At 37.6% G+C, this 18,822-nt stretch carries 19 protein-coding genes; 14 read left to right on the top strand and 5 right to left on the bottom strand.

The annotated features are described in order from the left end of the window. The first annotated feature begins 328 nt into the window (after positions 1 to 328). Positions 329 to 604, top strand: a complete 276-nt coding sequence (locus tag CWS20_RS09205) for a hypothetical protein (RefSeq protein ID WP_066197866.1) — start codon at positions 329 to 331, stop codon at positions 602 to 604. Between the two features lie 56 nt (positions 605 to 660). On the opposite strand, the gene CWS20_RS09200 is transcribed toward CWS20_RS09205, so the two are convergent. Beyond that, positions 661 to 1,404, bottom strand: a complete 744-nt coding sequence (locus CWS20_RS09200; RefSeq protein ID WP_066197870.1) for an SDR family NAD(P)-dependent oxidoreductase — start codon at positions 1,402 to 1,404, stop codon at positions 661 to 663. A 27-nt stretch (positions 1,405 to 1,431) separates the two neighbouring features. Next, positions 1,432 to 2,187, bottom strand: coding sequence for an SDR family NAD(P)-dependent oxidoreductase (locus tag CWS20_RS09195; RefSeq protein WP_066197873.1), 756 nt, complete (start codon positions 2,185 to 2,187; stop codon positions 1,432 to 1,434). A 190-nt stretch (positions 2,188 to 2,377) separates the two neighbouring features. Here CWS20_RS09195 and CWS20_RS09190 point away from each other — a divergent pair, with 190 nt between their 5' ends. Next, entirely contained in the window at positions 2,378 to 3,502 is a 1,125-nt protein-coding gene (locus tag CWS20_RS09190; RefSeq protein ID WP_066197875.1) for a LuxR C-terminal-related transcriptional regulator, read from the top strand. Positions 3,503 to 3,531: 29 nt separating this feature from the next. Here the strand turns inward: CWS20_RS09190 and CWS20_RS09185 are convergent, their stop codons facing one another. Next, positions 3,532 to 4,296 (bottom strand): ABC transporter permease, encoded by a 765-nt coding sequence (locus CWS20_RS09185; protein WP_066197878.1) that lies wholly within the window; start codon positions 4,294 to 4,296, stop codon positions 3,532 to 3,534. Then, positions 4,293 to 5,024, bottom strand: coding sequence for an ABC transporter ATP-binding protein (locus tag CWS20_RS09180; RefSeq protein WP_066197881.1), 732 nt, complete (start codon positions 5,022 to 5,024; stop codon positions 4,293 to 4,295). Before CWS20_RS09180 ends, CWS20_RS09185 begins: the two co-directional genes overlap by 4 nt. Before the next feature lie 191 nt (positions 5,025 to 5,215). On the opposite strand from CWS20_RS09180, the gene CWS20_RS09175 reads away from it, so the two are divergent. After that, the gene (locus CWS20_RS09175; RefSeq protein ID WP_066201613.1) at positions 5,216 to 6,271 is read left to right on the top strand and encodes a tartrate dehydrogenase; all 1,056 of its coding nucleotides are present in this window, start codon (positions 5,216 to 5,218) and stop codon (positions 6,269 to 6,271) included. 187 nt (positions 6,272 to 6,458) lie between these two features. Here the strand turns inward: CWS20_RS09175 and CWS20_RS09170 are convergent, their stop codons facing one another. Continuing rightward, the gene (locus tag CWS20_RS09170; protein ID WP_066197884.1) at positions 6,459 to 7,484 is read right to left on the bottom strand and encodes a DctP family TRAP transporter solute-binding subunit; all 1,026 of its coding nucleotides are present in this window, start codon (positions 7,482 to 7,484) and stop codon (positions 6,459 to 6,461) included. 272 nt (positions 7,485 to 7,756) lie between these two features. Here CWS20_RS09170 and CWS20_RS09165 point away from each other — a divergent pair, with 272 nt between their 5' ends. The 11 genes from CWS20_RS09165 (at position 7,757) to CWS20_RS09115 (ending at position 18,806) form a co-directional block, all read left to right on the top strand. Next, a complete protein-coding gene (locus CWS20_RS09165; protein ID WP_066197887.1) occupies positions 7,757 to 8,311 on the top strand; it encodes a TRAP transporter small permease in 555 nt (184 codons plus the stop codon). Next, positions 8,308 to 9,576, top strand: coding sequence for a TRAP transporter large permease (locus CWS20_RS09160; RefSeq protein WP_066197890.1), 1,269 nt, complete (start codon positions 8,308 to 8,310; stop codon positions 9,574 to 9,576). Before CWS20_RS09165 ends, CWS20_RS09160 begins: the two co-directional genes overlap by 4 nt. A 20-nt stretch (positions 9,577 to 9,596) precedes the next feature. Beyond that, positions 9,597 to 10,442 carry an HpcH/HpaI aldolase/citrate lyase family protein gene (locus tag CWS20_RS09155; protein WP_066197892.1) on the top strand — a complete coding sequence of 282 codons (846 nt, stop codon included), beginning with the start codon at positions 9,597 to 9,599 and terminating at the stop codon, positions 10,440 to 10,442. Positions 10,443 to 10,870: 428 nt separating this feature from the next. Next, complete coding sequence (locus tag CWS20_RS09150; RefSeq protein ID WP_066197896.1) at positions 10,871 to 11,533, top strand: GntR family transcriptional regulator; 663 nt, start codon at positions 10,871 to 10,873, stop codon at positions 11,531 to 11,533. Positions 11,534 to 11,605: 72 nt separating this feature from the next. After that, positions 11,606 to 12,967, top strand: a complete 1,362-nt coding sequence (locus CWS20_RS09145) for an MmgE/PrpD family protein (protein ID WP_066197898.1) — start codon at positions 11,606 to 11,608, stop codon at positions 12,965 to 12,967. A gap of 73 nt (positions 12,968 to 13,040) precedes the next feature. Then, positions 13,041 to 13,886 carry a fumarate hydratase gene (locus CWS20_RS09140; protein ID WP_066197901.1) on the top strand — a complete coding sequence of 282 codons (846 nt, stop codon included), beginning with the start codon at positions 13,041 to 13,043 and terminating at the stop codon, positions 13,884 to 13,886. 10 nt (positions 13,887 to 13,896) lie between these two features. Continuing rightward, the gene (locus CWS20_RS09135; RefSeq protein WP_066197904.1) at positions 13,897 to 14,448 is read left to right on the top strand and encodes a Fe-S-containing hydro-lyase; all 552 of its coding nucleotides are present in this window, start codon (positions 13,897 to 13,899) and stop codon (positions 14,446 to 14,448) included. Between the two features lie 170 nt (positions 14,449 to 14,618). Next, a complete protein-coding gene (locus CWS20_RS09130; RefSeq protein ID WP_066197907.1) occupies positions 14,619 to 15,836 on the top strand; it encodes an acyl-CoA dehydrogenase family protein in 1,218 nt (405 codons plus the stop codon). Between the two features lie 115 nt (positions 15,837 to 15,951). Further along, entirely contained in the window at positions 15,952 to 17,136 is a 1,185-nt protein-coding gene (locus CWS20_RS09125; RefSeq protein ID WP_066197908.1) for a CaiB/BaiF CoA transferase family protein, read from the top strand. Between the two features lie 27 nt (positions 17,137 to 17,163). Next, entirely contained in the window at positions 17,164 to 18,228 is a 1,065-nt protein-coding gene (locus CWS20_RS09120; protein WP_066197911.1) for a TRAP transporter substrate-binding protein, read from the top strand. 74 nt (positions 18,229 to 18,302) lie between these two features. Then, on the top strand, positions 18,303 to 18,806 hold the full coding sequence (locus tag CWS20_RS09115) for a TRAP transporter small permease (RefSeq protein ID WP_241504160.1): 504 nt from the start codon (positions 18,303 to 18,305) through the stop codon (positions 18,804 to 18,806). Positions 18,807 to 18,822: the final 16 nt, after the last annotated feature.

The following is an 18,822-nucleotide window of genomic DNA, read 5'->3' as shown; positions in this document are numbered from 1 at the left end:
CTGGAACCAAAATCAAGAAAGACAACCGAAAAATGGTCCCAGTTCTCCAAACTAAAAGTAATCTTAAATGAGTAGTGGGTTCTCCATCCCGATTCATTGTTAGTTTGGACCAGCAGGATCGGCGATTCATTCAGAAGTGTCAATTCCATCTGAGTTCTAATCATCGTACTTTAGTGAGAACCTACCTAAGTTTCTACGATTCCTCTAAACCTTGAAGCGGGGTCTTTCTGACCGCTAATCCCCGTTAAATTATTTCATCTCCGTTATATTTCTGGGATATATAGGAAAGTACTGTTTAAAAAGAGAGCTAATTGGTGGGGTGTCATACATGAACTTTCCAACTATACATACGAACTTTTGGGATGCAGTTATTGCTTTGCCATTCGTACTTTGCTTAACGCAGATTTTAAAAATGTATTTCCATATACCGAAACAATGGATTCCTTCTTTAGCTATAGTGATAGGTCTTGTATTTTCTGTGCTTATTAGTCACCGAGGTAATTTGACAGCAGGCTTATTTATGGGGTATTTTTACGGGTATGCCGCGATTGGCACATATGCTTCACTAAAAACTTCATTTAACTATTTTCGCAATCAAAAGTAAAAAAGGATAACTGGGCGACAGCTTGAAACCCAATTATCCAATAATATCAATCGATGTTAATGTGTTGTATATCCGCCGTCGACTAGGAGGGTTGTACCATTTACAAAGCTTGCATCATCACTTGAAAGGAACAGCACAGCTTTTGCGATTTCTTCCGGTTTTCCTAATCTGCCTTGCGGGTGAAGGGAAGCTAAGTGCTCTTTTACTTGTGGTTCAAGCTTAGAGAGTAATGGCGTATCAATATAGCCAGGACAAACTGCATTTACGCGAATACCGTCCTTTGCATAGGCAGTACATAGGTTTTGTGTTAAAAGTTTCACGCCGCCCTTAGCTGACGCATACGCAGTCGTGGATGGCAATGCGACAAAGCTGTGAATAGACCCAGCATTGACTATTACGCCGCCGTTTCCTTGCTTTAAAAATTGTTCAATCGCATATTTATCTGATAAAAACACGCCTGAGAGATTAATATCGATTGTTCGTTTCCATTTTTCGTAAGATAGTTCTGTTGCGATAGAATCATCTGCAATTCCGGCATTCGCATACATAATATCTAATGTTCCGTATTTTTTTACTGTTTTTGCAACGACATGTTTTACATCTTCTTCATTGGTTACATCTGTTTTTACGAATAAAGTCTCATAATTAGCTGCATTTAATTCATCTGACAGTTCTTTACCGCGTTCAGAGAAATCCGCAATGACAACTTTTGCACCTTCTTCTGCATATAGTTTGACAACCGCCTCGCCAATTCCGCTTGCGCCGCCTGTAACAATCGCTACTTTATCTTTTAGTCTCATCATTAAGTCTCCCATCTATTTTCTAGACTATCTTGCAGTTGCCCCGCCATCAATGACAAATTCTGCGCCAGTTGAATAGGCTGAATCATCTGATGCAAGGAAAAGTACTGTATTAGCAACGTCTTTCACTGATCCTAAATATCCGAGTGGAAATAAATTTGAGCCAAGCTCTTCCTTAGATAGTCCCGTTTTTTCCGACGCGTAATCCGCCATTCCCGTATTAATATAACCTGGATGTATAGAATTCACTCTGACTCCCATCGGTGCATATTCTATTGCAGCATCCTTGGACATGATTCTAACAGCTCCTTTACTTGCTCCATACAAAACATGGCCGGCTGCACCAGTTAAACCTGCAATGGAGGAAGCGTTAATTACAGAGCCTTTTTTCTGTTTCGCCATTAACGGCATAATATGCTTCATGCCAAGGAAGACACCGGTTACATTAATTGACATGAGCTTATTCCAATCGTCTACTGTAATTTCAGCCAGCGGTTTAATAATATAGATGCCGGCATTATTAAAGAGAATATCCGCTTGGCCGAAAACTTTAATCGTTTCCTCGGCAACTTTTATCCAATCTTCTTCTTTACTTACATCATGATGGATATATATCGCTTCACCGCCATTATTTTTAATTTCTTTGACGGCTTGCTTTCCTGACTCTTCATTTATATCAGTGACCACAATTTTGGCACCTTCTTTAGATAATAATTGTGCCGTTTCTTTTCCAATCCCAGTGCCGCCGCCAGTTATAATCGCTACTTTATTTTCTACTCGCATCGTATAAACCCACCCCTTCTATTTTTTGGCAACTAGATTTTATAAAAAGTTAGTTGCAATTAAAGCGTACATTGATTTGTTACAATATAAATGTTACTCTTTTCAATTCAAAATGCTATCCTACAAAATAATGTATAATTAAATTAGATTCCCCGCTATTTATAGGGGGATGTTTGAAGGAGTAGGAACTATGAAGCGTTCATCAAATCATTATGAAGATATGACTTTTTCAGAGTTTATTTTGTTTATGAAGACATACAGCCAACAATTAGAAGAAAACATCAATATTTATTTAAATCTAGACTCTCCTATATTAGAATCTGACAGAATTGCGACTGAAATGTTGTTACAATCTTTTTTGCAATTTTTTACCGAATCTAGGATAGAACATAAAGAAGAGGACGGCATGGCGCAAATGCACACCTGGCTAATGTCTCAGTTAGCCATACTGTCAATGAAAAGCTTGAATTTATTCCAACTCGTTTTTGAAAAATCACTTATCACATTAGTATTTCAAATAAAGCATCATCGCAGTAGATCTATTGTCATGTATACACTGTCTATTTTTACATATTTAGTCTCTGACTATATCAATTGCAATAACAGTGAGGAGGGCAAGTCAAATGATAAAAAGTCAATTTTGGAAAATAGACCATTAGACAACTTAAATAAATTATTAATTGGCACTTCAGGCGTACAAAATTTAGCTTTTATTTTAAAAAAATGTGAAGAATGGTTTCAATATAAGCGCTGTGTTTTTTATGCTTATGTTCCATGGTCTAATGAATTTTATGGAGCAGTTGGCACGGAACTTCAAAAAGTACAAAGCATGAGGGGGCAGCTAGGAGATAGATATACAGTTTTTAGTGCGCAAAAGCCGATTTTCCTTAAGGACCCTACAAACTATATTAAAGATGATCATATTCAGTTATTCGGACTTTCTTCCATTATTTTCATCCCGATTGTCCATGAAGAGCAATTATTCGGCTGGCTTACTTTTGATCAAAGGGGACAGGAATTTGATTGCACATCTAAAGAACTTGCTTTATTGGAACAAGTAGGAATTCGGCTCGGCTTATTTTTCTCAAGAAGAGGAGAAGGGTTGATCAAAGTTAATGATGTTCATCTGACTGAAAGAGAGCATTCCATACTAATGCTCCTTTCCGAAGGCTATGATAATAAAAGGATTGCAAAGCTGCTTTTTTTAAGTGAACATACTGTAAGAGATTATGTTAGCAGCTTAATGAAAAAATTAAATGCAAAAAATCGTACGCAGGTTGTCGCTTCAGCTTTTCGTAAGGGGTTGCTTCAATAATAATCAAACGGTGAAGGCGGATGATTCCCTCACCGTTTGATTTTGTTTGATTTTATCAATTGCATTCGCTCATTAAATAACGATGGATAGGACAGGAAGCCAAGCATAATACTTGTAATTACAGCTGTAGTTAATAAAAGGAAAATGATAAGCAGCTGGAACATGACGGCCTGCACTGGGTCTGCACCTGCAATGATTTGACCGCTCATCATTCCAGGCAATTGAACAAGGCCAATTGTTTTTTGACTTTCAATTGTTGGAATGGTACTAGCTCTAATCGCCGCCATTAATGAATGATGAATGGATTGTTTTGTTGTGCCTCCTAGAGTAAGTATCAATTCCGTTTCATCCCGGCGATTCTCCACTTCGCTCGTAAAGCGGTTAAGGAAGAGAATGGAGAGGACCATAGAGTTACCAATAAGCATTCCGCTTATTGGAATAATATATTGGGCGGTTGGGGGGATAATCTTTAACCCAATTAAAATACTTTGAGTTAAGATTTCTATAAAGCTGTAAGTTACTATCAGCTTCCATGTGATTCCCCGTATGGAAACCCCTTTTTTTCTCGCATTCTGAACAGCTGCACCAATCATTAATAAAACCATTAATATGATAAAAATATAACTTTCAGATTCAAATACAAATTGCAGTATATAGCCGACAGCAAGAAGCTGAATAATCGATCTAACTGCAGCGATGACAGTGTCTTTTTCAAGTCCAAGCTTGAAATGCTTAGAAAGGAAAAATGGGATGAGAACAAATATGAGAGTGAGAGATAAGTTAAGATAACTCATTTGTCTCCTCCTTTTAAAAACTGCTTGACTTCATCTGACTTTGGATTTTCTAGCAGATTGCTGCTTCCCGATTCAACAAGTTTTCCATCGACCATCACCCATGTGTCATGACCGATTGTTACCGCTTGCTGCAAGTTATGAGTAATCCAAATAATAGTCGTAGCAAATTCCTTATTAACGTTGGAAATAAGCTGCTCAATTTCATGTTGGGACGCTTGATCAAGAGAAGAAGTAATTTCGTCCAGCAGCAAAATAGGCGGCTCATTTATCAATGATCTTGCAATAGATATTCTTTGCTGCTGACCGCCTGACAAATCAGCTGCTTGTCTATGTAAGAATGATTCATTTAACCCAATTAATTTTAAGTATTCGATCGCTTTATCCTTTGCTAATGTCTTTCCTTGAAGTGAAAGAGGAAGCGATAAGTTTTTAAACACATCTCCATTAATCATGACCGCTTTTTGCAATACAATGCCGACTTCTCTTCTAAGCTGTAATGGATCGAATTCGTTAATATTCTTTCCATTAATAATAATCGTACCTGTTTGCGGGGATCTCATCCCGTTCAAAAGGCTAAAGAGCGTTGATTTTCCTGATCCTGAAGGACCGACAAGCGTTGTGATTTTTCCTTTGTAAATATTTCCAGTTATCCCTTTTAAAATTTCTACATTTTTTGTTCCATAATTAATATTATTTAGTTTTATGGCAATAGAATCCTTTTCTGACAAACAATTCACTTCCTCAGCATATGTAAACATTAGATTCATTGTAATTTATATACTAATTATTTCATTATGTCCAGCGACTTATGTGCTTGCAGGAATACTCACTCTCCCTTTCGTGATAAAAATTGAATATTTTCATTATAAAGACTATGATGAATAAAGAGGCAGAAATTGTGAATGAAGGTGGGGAAGAGATGAAGAAATATAATATAGCTATTATACCAGGAGACGGAATCGGCAAGGAAGTTGTTCCTGCTGCATTAAATGTTTTGCATACAGTGGCAGAAGTCCATGGTGGTATTCAATTTGAAACGAAGGAATTTCCATGGAGCTGTGACTATTATTTAGAACATGGAAAAATGATGGATGATGATGGTCTCGAAATTTTAAGAAACTATCATGCCATTTTTCTTGGAGCAGTGGGAAATCCGGCAATTGTACCCGACCATGTATCATTATGGGGCCTATTAATAAAGATTAGAAGGGAGTTTGAGCAAAGTATAAATATACGACCTGCAAAGCTATTTAGTGGGTTGCCTTCACCGCTTGCTAATCCGAAAGATTTTGATTTAATGGTCGTTAGAGAAAATAGTGAAGGAGAGTATAGTGAAGCTGGAGGGAGAATACATAAGGGTGAAGACGAGGTCGCCATTCAAAATGCCGTTTTTACTAAAAAGGGAACAGAGCGGGCAATGAGATACGCCTTCGATTTGGCTAAAACTAGAAAAGGGCATGTGACGTCAGCGACTAAATCCAATGGAATTGTCCATTCTATGCCATTCTGGGATGAGGTTTTTAATGAAGTGAAGAACGATTATCCTGACATAAAAACTTCAGTTAACCATATTGATGCACTGGCGGCGTTTTTCATTTCTAAGCCGCAAACGTTTGATGTAATTGTTGCCAGCAATCTATTCGGAGATATTTTAACAGATATTGGCGGAGCGATTATGGGCAGCATCGGAATTGCTCCGGCCGGAAATATTAACACAAATGGAAAATATCCTTCTATGTTTGAGCCTGTCCATGGTTCTGCTCCAGATATCTATGGAAAAGGGATCGCCAACCCGATTGGTCAAATATGGACAGCGAAAATGATGCTTGATCATTTTGGTGAGGTTGAAATGGGTGAGAGGCTGCTGCAAGTTGTGGAAGAGGTGACTGCCGCAGGTATTAAAACGCCTGACATCGGCGGAAATGCAACAACGGTTGAAGTCGCTGAAGAGATTTGCAAGCGATTAAAGCAATAAGTTTTAAAAAGAATCCCCGTAGAATAATAGGGATTCTTTTTTATTTGGTTAGTCGTAAGTTTATTTGTGAGTTTTTGCATCACTGTTAAAAGGACGTGGAAGGATGCCATGCAGCCACAAAAAGCCCTGATCGCAGGCGGAAAAGCGAGCACTTAGAGAGAACATCGTTATAGTTATAAAAGGCTATTTATCTGCTTTCTGCATCCTCTATAATATCGGTTCCAATTTTCTCTTTCCATTCATTGTACAAAGGTGTTAAAAATTCTTTAAACTCTTCGATTTGTTCCTCGGAAAGTTCATTTATTTGTGAATTTCCATTTTCAATCAATTTTTCACGTGCTTCTTCATTCAATTTTGCAGCAGATTCTCTAGCTACCGTTGTTCCTTCTTCTATGCCAAGCTCTACAATTGCCTTCGTTTCATCGTTCATGCTATTCCAAAATGTAGTATTGGTTAGAAGTGCATAATCAACCCTTGTAATTCCCATGATGGAAATATATTTTTGCACTTCATCAAATTTCTTTGATTCTATATTGCTATAGGGGTTATCCTGACCATCAACAGTGCCTTGCTGAAGAGCTGTGTAAAGCTCACCAAATGGGATGGAGGTGGAGCCTGCGCCAAGGGTGCCAAACAAATCTTCTAATAACTGACCTCCTGTTGTCCTTATTTTCATTCCTTTAAAATCCTCGGGGGATTCTATGGGCCTCTTGTTATTCGTAATTTGTTTAGCCCCATTTGGCCACATGGAGACACCGAGCACGCCGTCTTTCTCAAGTCGCCCTAAAACCTCTTTTCCTTTTTCACCATCCCAGAAAGCTTCGGCGGCCTGATCGCTTTCAAATAAGAAGGGCATCGCGGGAATGTTAAATCCAGCTTCACTGCCGACGAGCTTGGTCATTTCAGGCATAATGAACTGAATATTATTAGCAATTAAGTTTTGATATTCATCTTTGTCGCCAAACAGTGAGCTATTGGGGAAAATCTCCACTTTGATTTTGCCCTCTGATTTTTCCTCTATTACTTCTTTCATTTTCAATGCACCCATTTGTTTAGGCGTATTTTCTGCCACAACATGTGATATTTTAATCGTCATTTGTTGTATGCCTTCCTTTTGCGATGCGTCAGCATGATTTGTACTGCTTCCGCAGCCGCTAAGAGCAGCAATAGATAAGATTAAGATAATGGCAAGCAAATGCCTCATTCTCCGCATAATAAAACCTCCTTCTTCAATGGGAATTTCGATGTCTTATACTTCCAGAAAAGCAATCGCTTTCATTTTGCCAATCAATAAACTTGAAAGAAAACCTCCTTTAAAAATGTATATTGGATACAATATCAATCATCTGATGTATAGTATAACAAAAGTATAAATTATTGTGAATACATAAAAAATAATTAATTTTCTGTTTATTTATTCTCGGATGTATAGTAAAGTAATAAAGAAAAACAGATTGGATACAATCTACAAAAGGAGTTGAAAAAGTGAAAATACTAAAAAAACTTGATATTTTAGAGGGAGGAGTAGCCGGTGTTCTTTTCGTCGGTGGCGTGGCTGTAAGCATTTATGGGGTTTTTACTAGATATGTTTTAAATTCTCCCCAAGCATGGATCACAGAAATATTTGAATTTATGCTTGTATGGTCCATTTTTTTAGGTTTTGGGATGGCCCTTAAGGATAATCGTCACATTCAAGTTGAATTATTATTTGATAAATTGTCTTTTAAGTTTAAGAGAGTTGTAGGGTGCATCAGCAATTTAATTGGGGCAGGCTTTGCTCTTTTTTTAGCGTATTCATCGGTTGAATTGATAACGCTTACAAAGGTTCAGGCGACGAAAACAATTGATGTCGGTTTGCCAATGTGGATGACATTATTAGTATTGCCCATAAGTATGTTCCTTCTTGGCATCTACTTTTTATTTAAATCGTACAAAGCTGCCAAAGGGGATAAGAAGGAGCTTACTGGTGAACTTGAGGTTTTAGCCCGGGAAATGAAAGAGTTAAGTGAAGAAAATAAAAAGAAAGGGGTAGGCGCATGACTGCAATTATTGTCTTATTCTCTGCCTTTGCAATTCTTTGCCTATTAAGAGTACCAATTGCAATCAGTTTAGGTTTATCAAGTATTCTTGCGTTATTCATGGTAGATTTCACTTTGTATACAGTTTCGCTAAAAATGTTTAACTCACTAAACTCAGCAACGCTCATGGCTATCCCAGGATTTGTTTTTGCAGGAATTATCATGTCAAAGGGCGGAATATCGTATCACTTGATAGAATCCTTAAAATCATGGGTTGGGCATATGCGTGGCGGACTAGCTGTTGTGACAATTCTCGCTTGTATGATTTTCGCAGCAATTTCCGGATCCAGTCCGGCAACTGCAGCTGCAATTGGTGGAATTATGATTCCAGCCATGGTGAAGGCAGGCTACAGCAAAAGATATTCCATGGGATTAGTGGCGGCTGCAGGCACTTTAGGTATATTAATCCCTCCATCTATACCGTTAATTATTTATGCAACAGTAGCTGAAGAATCTGTAGGTAAGCTGTTCGCCGCCGGAATTATTCCCGGCTTAATGCTTGGTGGAATACTATTAATCTCAGCTATATTTCATGCTAAAAGACATAACTATGGCAAATTGGAGAAAGCACCAATGAATGAGAGGTGGAAAAAAACATATAAAGCTATATGGGGTTTTTTGCTACCGGTATTCATTCTTGGCGGAATTTATTCAGGTATTGTCACGCCAACTGAAGCTGCATTTGTTTCTTGTTTGTATGGCCTCATTGTTTCAGTTTTTATTTATAAAGAAATGACATTTAAAAAGTTTCGTGAAGTGTTAAAAGAATCAATAAATGTTACCGCAATGATATTCTTAGTTATCGCATCCGCAATGGTCTTCGGTATGTTCCTCACAACCGAACAAGTACCACAAGCATTTGCGTTATGGATTGAACAAAGTTCAGCAAATAAATGGATCTTTATATTAGGCGTCAATATTATGTTCTTTATACTTGGCATGTTTTTAGAAGCAACGGCGATTATTCTTATTACTCTGCCAATCCTGTTGCCTGTTTTAGCGTTATTTGATATCAATATTATCCATTTTGCAATCATTATGACAATTAATATGGAATTAGCGATGATTACACCGCCGGTTGGTCTTAATTTATTTGTTGTAAGCGGGATAACGAAAGAAAAGGTTGGTGAAGTCATAAAAGGAGTAATGCCATTCTTTGGATTAATGGTCGTTGCGTTAATCCTAGTAATACTCTTCCCGCAAATCTCTTTGTTTTTAGCTGAGTAGAAAACGGAAGGGGGAATAAAATGAAGAATAGCTCTTATCTTTTTGTACCGGGAAAGTCAAAAAAAATGATGGAAAAAGCAATAATATCTATTGCCGAAAATATTATAATTGACTTGGAAGATTCTGTGGCACTATCAGCAAAAGTAGATGTACGAAAAGAAGTCGAAATTTTCTTGAAAAATAATAATATTTCAAAAAACATTTATATAAGAATAAATGATGTATCAACAAGCTATTGGAAGGAAGATATTGATTTAGTAATAGAGACGGATGTACAGGGAATTGTTTTACCAAAAGCAGAATCCCAACATAAATTAAAGGAAATATGCCATTACATTGAAAATGGTCTCCATCAATCAGGGAGAATGAGACCTGATTTCGAGGTGATTCCTCTTATTGAATCTGCTAAAGGCATTCATTTTGCCTATGAGATCGGGTGCTCGCATCCATATATTAAGAGAATGGCATTCGGTTCGATTGATTATTCTCTTGATATAGGAGTAAACCTATCGCGTGTAGGAACAGAGCTCCTTTATGCAAAATCTCAAATTGTGAATGCATCTAGGGCAGCAGAGATTGAAGGTCCGATTGATGCGGTTTTCCCCGAAATAAATGATGAAAGGGCATTAATGAATGATGCGAAGGCAGGAAAGCAGCTAGGATTTAAAGCAAAGTTAGCCATTCATCCAAAACAACTAGAAACTATTCATCAAATATTTAAACCGAGTGAAAAGGAAGTGTTGGAGGCAAAGGAAATCGTCGCTTCATTCGAAGCTGCAGAGCTTAGGGGACTTGCTTCTATACAAGTAAATGAAAGATTAGTAGATTATCCTGTTTATAAAATGGCTAAATTGCTTTTGGAATAAACAGGACTAAGCTCTTTTCTGAATAACGGTGGTTATCGGGAGAAGATGGCGGAAATGTGCACGATTTCATCATCATTAGCACATTCAATGTTATGTTTGAATAGTGAAAGGCAAGAAGCAAATTGCAGCTATACGGTAAAGCTCAGCTGATTGATTTTGTTATGGTAACAGTAAAAAGACGAAAACAATAGCGCTGTGGGATTCTTAATTATCGAGACGCAGAAAAAAGGCAATGAATGGAGTTCTCGAATCAAGTAAAGCGTTCCGGGGGATTTATTGGCCAACATTATGATTGGTTTTACGGTTGTCGTTGAGTAAACATAGTAGAAATGAATAAGTTTATTATAATGAGAATTTTTTTAAAAGTATAGACAATTCATATTGGATTTTGTATCCTATTTTAAAAGGGATAAAGGAATGATATCTATATGTCTACTGAAATTGATTTAAAATTAGATAATCGAGATACATTGCATTTGAAAGTTTGCAATGTGATAAGAGAAGCAATCATTAAAGGTCAATTTAAGCCCGGAGAACGGCTAAAGCAATCGGATCTTGCGGAAAAATTAGGTGTAAGCCGGATGCCGATTAGAGAGGCACTGCGAAAATTGGAAACAGAAGGATTAATAACGCTCGTGCCTCATAAAGGTGCGATTGTTAAAACGATTAAACTTGAGGATATTAAAGAAGTATATGCGCTTCGTGCACAGTTAGAAAGAATGGCATTGCTTCAAAGTGCGGATAATTTATCGAGTGAAGATTTAAAGCAATTATCCAAGTTAGTGGAATTAATGGATGAAGCAACAGACGTAAATCAGTTTGTAGAATGCAATATTGAATTTCATCGCTTGCTCCTTGATCAATGCAAATGGGAGCGCCTTAATGCCTTCATTGATACTTTATGGAACGGGCTTCCGCAGCAAACGCCTCACCTCATTACAGGTCAAAGAGAAACATCCAATATTGAACATCGAAAAATACTGGAAGCTTTAAAGAGGGAAGACAAAGAAACGGCTGCTAATATTTTAAGCACTCATATATTGCGTACTGGAGAAACTTTAATAAAAAATTTGAAGACTGAAGGGGAGTAATTTTCCCTTTTTTCTTCTTAAAAGATTTTGAAAGCGGTTCAACTTAATAATTTTTTGAAAAGAGGGAATGACATGACGTTAAGCAAAAAGCTTGCAGAATATACGGTTCATTTAAAATATGAAGACCTTCCCCTTGAAGTTGTCGAATTCACTAAAATATGTATTCTTGACTGGTACGGTTCGGCTTTAGCGGGTAAAGATGAAAAGCCGGTACAGTCGATTAAAGAACTGGTTGAAGAATGGGGCGGCAATGAACAATGCTCATTGATTACCGGCGGAAAATCATCGATAGGTAATGCCTGTCTAGTCAACGCAGCTAGCAGCCATATTGTCGAATTAGATGATATTCACAAATCATCGATTATACATGCAGGAACAGTTGTCATTCCGGCAGCTATAGCAATAGCAGAAGCTTATGATCTAACAGGGAAAGAATTAATTACTGCGATTGTAGCTGGATATGAGGTATGCTACAGGATAGGTGAAGCAGTATCGCCATCTCATTATTATTATTGGCATAACACAGCAACTTGCGGCACGTTTGGTTCTGCGGCAGCGAGTGCAAAACTATTAAACTTAAATGTTGAACAAATTGCCTACGCATTAGGGAATGCTGGTACACAAGCAGCTGGTTTATGGGAATTTATTGAAGATGGAGCAAATACAAAGCAGCTACATACAGCTAAGGCTGCCTACAATGGGGTGCTAGCAGCCATGCTAGCAAGGAAAAACTTCTCCTCAGCAAGCAAGATCCTTGAAGGGAGAAGGGGTTTCTTCCAAGCAATGTCAACTGAATATAATGAAGAAAAAATCACAGAACAATTAGGAAAACAATTTAAAATTATTGAAAATAGTTTTAAAATACATGCTTCCTGCCGTCATACTCATCCTGCAATGGATTGTGTTCTTCAGCTCGTACAAGAACATAACCTCACTCATGAAAGCATTCAGAACATCGATATACACACCTACCAAACTGTATTGGACATTACCGATAACCCACAGCCAGATAGTATTTATGCATCAAAATTTAGCAGTCAGTTTTGCTCAGCGCTTATTGCCGTTAATCAATCTGCCTCATTGAAGGATTTTACTAAAGAATCATTGCATTCCCCTGTTATACGTGAACTAATGGAAAAAGTGTCTGTTGCTGCAGATCCATACTTCACAGGAGCTTATCCAGAAAAATGGGGGGCGAAAGTAGAGATTACTCTAGAAAATGGCATGAAAGTTAAAGCCTCAACAGATTATCCTAAAGGTGATCCCGAAAATCAGGCAGCAAAGGACGAAATGGTTGCGAAGTTCTCAAATATGACCAGTGATAAAATTTTACATCCAGATGAAGAAGCAGCCATTATATTTGACTTAGAAAATATTAAAATTAAAAATTGGCTGCCTAACGTAAACTACAGGTTGGCCAATCAGAAAGTTTAACTTACACATGATCAATTTTGTAATTAATAAAGTAAAGCTTATCTAAAAAGAACTATACGAGGAGTTTAGATAGATGAGAGCAATTCCTTACCAATTTGTTGTCAATGAAGTAGCAAAAATGTGTCAGGAAGCAAACTTTGAATTAGGAAATGATGTAATTGATGCATTTCAAGACGCCTTAAAGAATGAAACTTCACCAATTGGCCAAAATATCCTGCAAGATTTAATAGAGAATGCCAACATTGCAAGCAGTGAAAGAATACCGATGTGCCAAGATACCGGGGGATCTGTATTTATTGTTGAACTGGGGCAGGAATGTCATATTGAAGGTGGCTCTATATACGATGCGATTAACGAAGGGGTAATAAAGGGTTATGAAGAAGGTTACTTAAGGCATTCAATTGTTGATAATCCGTTAACAAGGACGAAGAGCAAGACCTATAATAGTCCAGCTATTATTCACATTGAAATGCGTCCAGGTTCAGAATGCACCATTCATATGTCGGCTAAAGGTGGCGGAAGTGAAAATATGAGTGCACTAAAAATGATGAAGCCTTCTGACGGAATTGAAGGAGTCAAGGCATTCATTTTAGATACTGTTAAAAATGCTGGTCCGAATGCATGTCCGCCTTTGGTTGTCGGTATAGGAATTGGCGGCAATTTTGAACGCTGTGCCTATTTGGCAAAGAAATCTTTATTTAGACCGATCGGTCATCGCAGCCAACATCAAGAGCTAGCTGAATTGGAACTAGAACTGATGGCAAAAATGAATCTGTTAGGAATAGGACCTCAGGGGATGGGAGGCAGTACAACAGCTCTCGATGTGAAGATAGAAATTGAACCGTGTCATATTGCAGCCTTACCTGTGGCCATTAACTTAAATTGCCATGCAAGCAGACATAAGGAAATAAATTTATAGGGTGTATGTTATGGAACCAAAAAAACTGACAATACCAATGGAGCACCAAGCTTTAACATTGCTGCGTGCAGGAGAACGAGTTTTGCTTTCTGGCACAATCTACACGGCTAGAGATGCGGCACATAAACGGATGTCTGAATCAATTGAAAAAGGAGAGGCTTTGCCTTTTTCGATTAACCATCAGTTTATTTATTATGTTGGTCCTACACCGCCTGGACCTGGGCGGATTATTGGATCGGCAGGCCCAACCACGAGCGGGAGGATGGATAAATATACACCTTCGCTACTGGAACGTGGTTTGAAAGGAATGATTGGCAAAGGGTATAGAAACCAAGAAGTCAAAGATTCTATTGTTAAAAATCAAGCAGTTTATTTAGCGGCAATCGGTGGGACCGGCGCGCTAATTTCCCGAACTATTCAATCGATGGAAGTGATTGCATACGAGGATTTAGGTCCTGAGGCAATTTATAAGCTAACTGTGAAAGACTTTCCGGCAACTGTAATTATCGATAGTACAGGCGAGGACTGGTATGAAATTGGAAAAACGATATTCAATGGGTAATCTGAACAAAACGGAAATCCAAGGTGCTTAAAACCTTGGATTTTTTTGTTTCCTCAGCGATTTTCTTGTAGACAATTTTGATTTAGAAATAAAATAAAATATTGTTTTTTATTTAAAAATAAAATAAAATAAATATTATAAAAATTCATAATATTAGGGAGACGGTAGCGTTGAATTTTGAATTGAGCGAGGAAAATATTCAGGTTCGTGAAATGATTAGAGGCTTTATTAAAAAAGAAGTTTTGCCTAACGTGAATTATTATGAAGAGAACAGATTGTTTCCTAAAGAAATTTTTAAAAACATGGGAAAAATAGGTATTTTCGGAGCGTGCTTTCCAGAAAAATTTGGCGGCTCTGAAATGGGTTTTCTTAATTTGACCATTATAGCAGAGGAAATTTCTAAAGCTCATCCTTCATTGGGTTACGCTTTCAATATGCAGGCAATGACTTGTCCTTTTACCATATTAAATTGGGGAACTGATGAGCAAATTAATAAATATGTTCCAGATTTAATAAAAGCAAATAAAATCGGCATGTTTGCATTAACAGAATCAGGCGGAGGGTCAGATCCTGCCGGTTCAATGAAAACAACAGCACGTCTAGTGGGAGATGAATATGTTCTAAGCGGATCAAAAACGTGGATTACCTTTGCGAATGAAGCAGATGTTGGCGTATTATTTGCCAAGACAGATTTAAATGCAGGCCATCATGGTATCTCTGCATTTATAGTAGAGACAAATCGACCCGGCTTTACTGCAAAACCGATAGAAATAAGTTCGCTTGGATATATGACAAGAAGCTGCGAGGTTTTCCTTGAGGATTATCGAATTCCAAAAGAAAATCTACTTGGAAAAGAAGGGGAAGGTTTCAAAATCGCCATGAATGCACTAGATTATGGAAGGCTAACTGTAGCTTCGAGGCTAGTTGGAATTGCACAAGGCTGTATTGATGAATCATTAAAATATTGCAATGAAAGGGTTGTTAGCGGAAAGTCGATTGGTGAATATCAGATGATTCAGCATTTAATCGCAGATATGGTTGTCGATACGGATGCAGCCAGGCTTTTATCTTATCGTAGTGGATATTTAAAAGATAAAGGAGAGGCTGCAACAAGACAAAGTTCGTATGCAAAATATTTTGCTTCTGAGGTTGCAGTGAAGGTAACGAGAAGCGCACTAGAGATTTTTGGCGGCAATGGAATCTCAGATGAATATCCAATCATGAAATACGTGAATTATGCGAATATGCTTCATTTTGGAGAAGGATCTGCAAACATACAAAGAATTCTGATTGCAAATGATGCACTAGGTGTAAAAAATGCAAACAGGCATCATATTAAAAGAAGGTTTTCGCTGAATAGTGATATAAGCAAAGAAGCTGTTAAATAGTCTAGTCGTTTATTGGCATTATTCACTTACTTTGATCAGTGATGATACATTTCTTTTTGTTTTAATTTCCGGATAAATCACAGGTTTTATACTTGATATTTAAAGGAGGAGAAGTATGCAACCGTTGGATAATATAAAAATTTTAGATTTATCTCGAGTGTATGCCGGTCCAGGTGGGACGATGATATTAGGTGATTTAGGAGCAGAGGTTATTAGAATTGAGTCTCCGGAAGGAACTGACAGTATGAGGGACTGGGTTCCGTTTGTTGGAGAGGAAAGCACCTATTATTTATGCGCTAACAGAAATAAAAAATCGATTACTTTGAATTTAAAAGACCCAGAGGGGAAAAAACTATTTTTCAAAATGGTCAAAGAAGCGGATGTTATTTTGGAAAACTTCAAGACAGGTACACTTGAGCGCTTAGGTTTAGGATACGACACTTTAAAGTCTATTAAACAAGAACTCATACTTTGTTCAGTCACTGGTTATGGACATACCGGGCCGTATAAAAATGAACCAGGATTTGATCCAGTGATTCAAGCAATCGGGGGACTGATGGATGTAACAGGGTCTCCAGGTGGTGAGCCGACAAGGGTTGGATTGCCTTTAATAGATATTATGACCTCGCAATACGTTGCAATTAGCATACTTTCAGCAATCCGATTAAAAGATCGGACAGGAGTCGGGCAGAGGATTGAACTTTCATTGCTTGATGTTCAAATTAGTTCATTAGCCAATGTTGCGAGCAGTTTTTTAAATGCTGGTAAGGTTTCCAAAAGAATGGGAAACAGCCATAGCTATATTGTTCCATACCAAGTGTTTCAATGTATCGACCGCCCATTAATGGTGAGTGCAGGAAACGACCGGCTTTTTAAACAGTTATGTATAGCGTTAAACCAATCAGAGTGGGCTGAAGCTGAAAAGTATGCAACAAATGAAAAAAGAGTAGCAAATAGAGATGAACTAACTAAGAAAATTCAATCTGTATTTTATGAAAATACTGCAGACAGCTGGTTTAAAGTTTTATCAAAAAATGGTGTTCCTTCTGGACCTGTGAACAATATAGAGCAAGTGTTCGATCACCCGCAAGTAAAAGCTAGAGAGGCTATCGAAGAAGTTTCTCATCCGACATTGGGTACAATTAAGCTCGTAAAGAGCCCCATCAGATTTTCTACATTAAACGTCCAGACAAAAGCACATCCGCCGAACTTAGGGGAACATACTGAACAATACTTAACAACTGAATTGGGGTTGAATAAAGAGGAGATTTACAGATTAAAAGTAAATGGAGTTATCTGATCATAAAAATAATAGGGGGTTGAGAATTTGAAAAAGTTTGTAAGGAGCCTATTTGTCTTGTTTATTTCATGTACATTGGTTGCCTGCAGCTCAACTGCAGGCAAAAATGAAAACGCTAACAATAAGGTGTATGAGCTCGATGTGAATAATTGGCAGCCTTCCACACACCATTATGCATACAATGCGTGGGAACCTTGGAAGGAGCTTGTTGAAGAAAAAACGGATGGCCAAGTAAAGGTGAATATCTACCACGGCAGCTCACTTGGTAAATCCAGCTCTGTTTATCAGGATATAAAGGGTGGACTCTATGATGTTAGTTTACTAGTAGCTAATTATTCTTACGACACGCCTTTCTTTCCATACACAATAGGAAGTTTGCCATTTGCATTTGAAGGACCAGCTGAAGCATCAGCTATCTTAAAAGAATTTGGAGAAAAATATGCAAAAGAAGGATTAGAAGATTTGATAATTATGCCGCCGACATCTACTGATGGCTATGATTTATTTTCAACTAAGCCGGTTGAATCAATTGCCGATTTGAAAAATAGAAAGATGAGAATGAGCGGGAAAAGCGAAAATGCATTCATTGAAGCATTAGGCGGTACACCGGTTTCGATTACTTCGGAAGGCATTTATGAAGGATTGGAAAAAGGAATGATAGATACGGCATTTTATACACCTATTGGCGGCGAAGCACTTAAGTATTATGAGCCGGCACCTTATATTACTAAAATGGCCGTTCTAGTTAATCCGCTCATTCCTGTCATGAATAAAGAATTTTTTGAAAGTCTGCCAGAAGACTTGCAAAAATTATTTGAAGAAGAGCTTAATCCTGCTTTATCACAATTATTTACGAACAGCTATGAATCCGAATTGGAAGAATCACATAATCAATTGGAGGATAACGTAAAAAAACGCGGTAAATTTACTAGTTTATCAGTAGCTGATACGGAAGATTATCGAAAGCACGGTAAAGCTGCATGGGAACTATGGATAAAGGATGCAGATCAAAAAGGATATAACGGACAGGAAATGGCAGATGAATTCTTTCGGATGCTTGAAAAAGCCGGTTATCCTCTTCCGTATAAATAACGATTTATAACAGAAAAACTGCTGCTTCTATAAAGAGCAGCAGTTTTACCATTCTTAGCTATGAGGTGATGGGAGTGAAATATCTGGAAAAAACGATACAACTATTAACAACGATTACGAAATATATAGCTTTGTCAACAATGACATTCATGATGCTTTTTATTGCATTTGCTGTACTTAGCAGATTATTTTTTTCGCCAATTGTTGGCGATATCGAGCTTGTGCAGCTTGGAATGGTTGTGATGATTATGTGCGGCTTAGCATATACACAGCAAGTTGATGGACATATCACAATCGAAATACTGGCAAACAAAATGTCTAAGCGAGCCCAAACCATTCTGGATATTTTGGGGGCGTTACTTACTTTTTGTGTTACATTGGCTTTTGCATATATTTATCTTGAAGTAGCTATTACACATCAGAACGATATGCGCTTAACTACAAATTTATTAGAAATTCCGTTTTATCCATTTGATTTTATTATCGTTATTGGCCTATTCATGTGGGGCTTAGAAGCATTGCTTAAATTTTTGCGTTCATGCTTACTATTATTCCAATCAAATTCTAAAGAAAGCTGATCAAAAGGAGGGGAGC

This window comes from Cytobacillus horneckiae (genome assembly GCF_002835735.1).
GTDB lineage: Bacteria > Bacillota > Bacilli > Bacillales > Cytobacillaceae > Cytobacillus > Cytobacillus horneckiae.
This window is presented reverse-complemented; position numbering and strand designations above follow the sequence as displayed.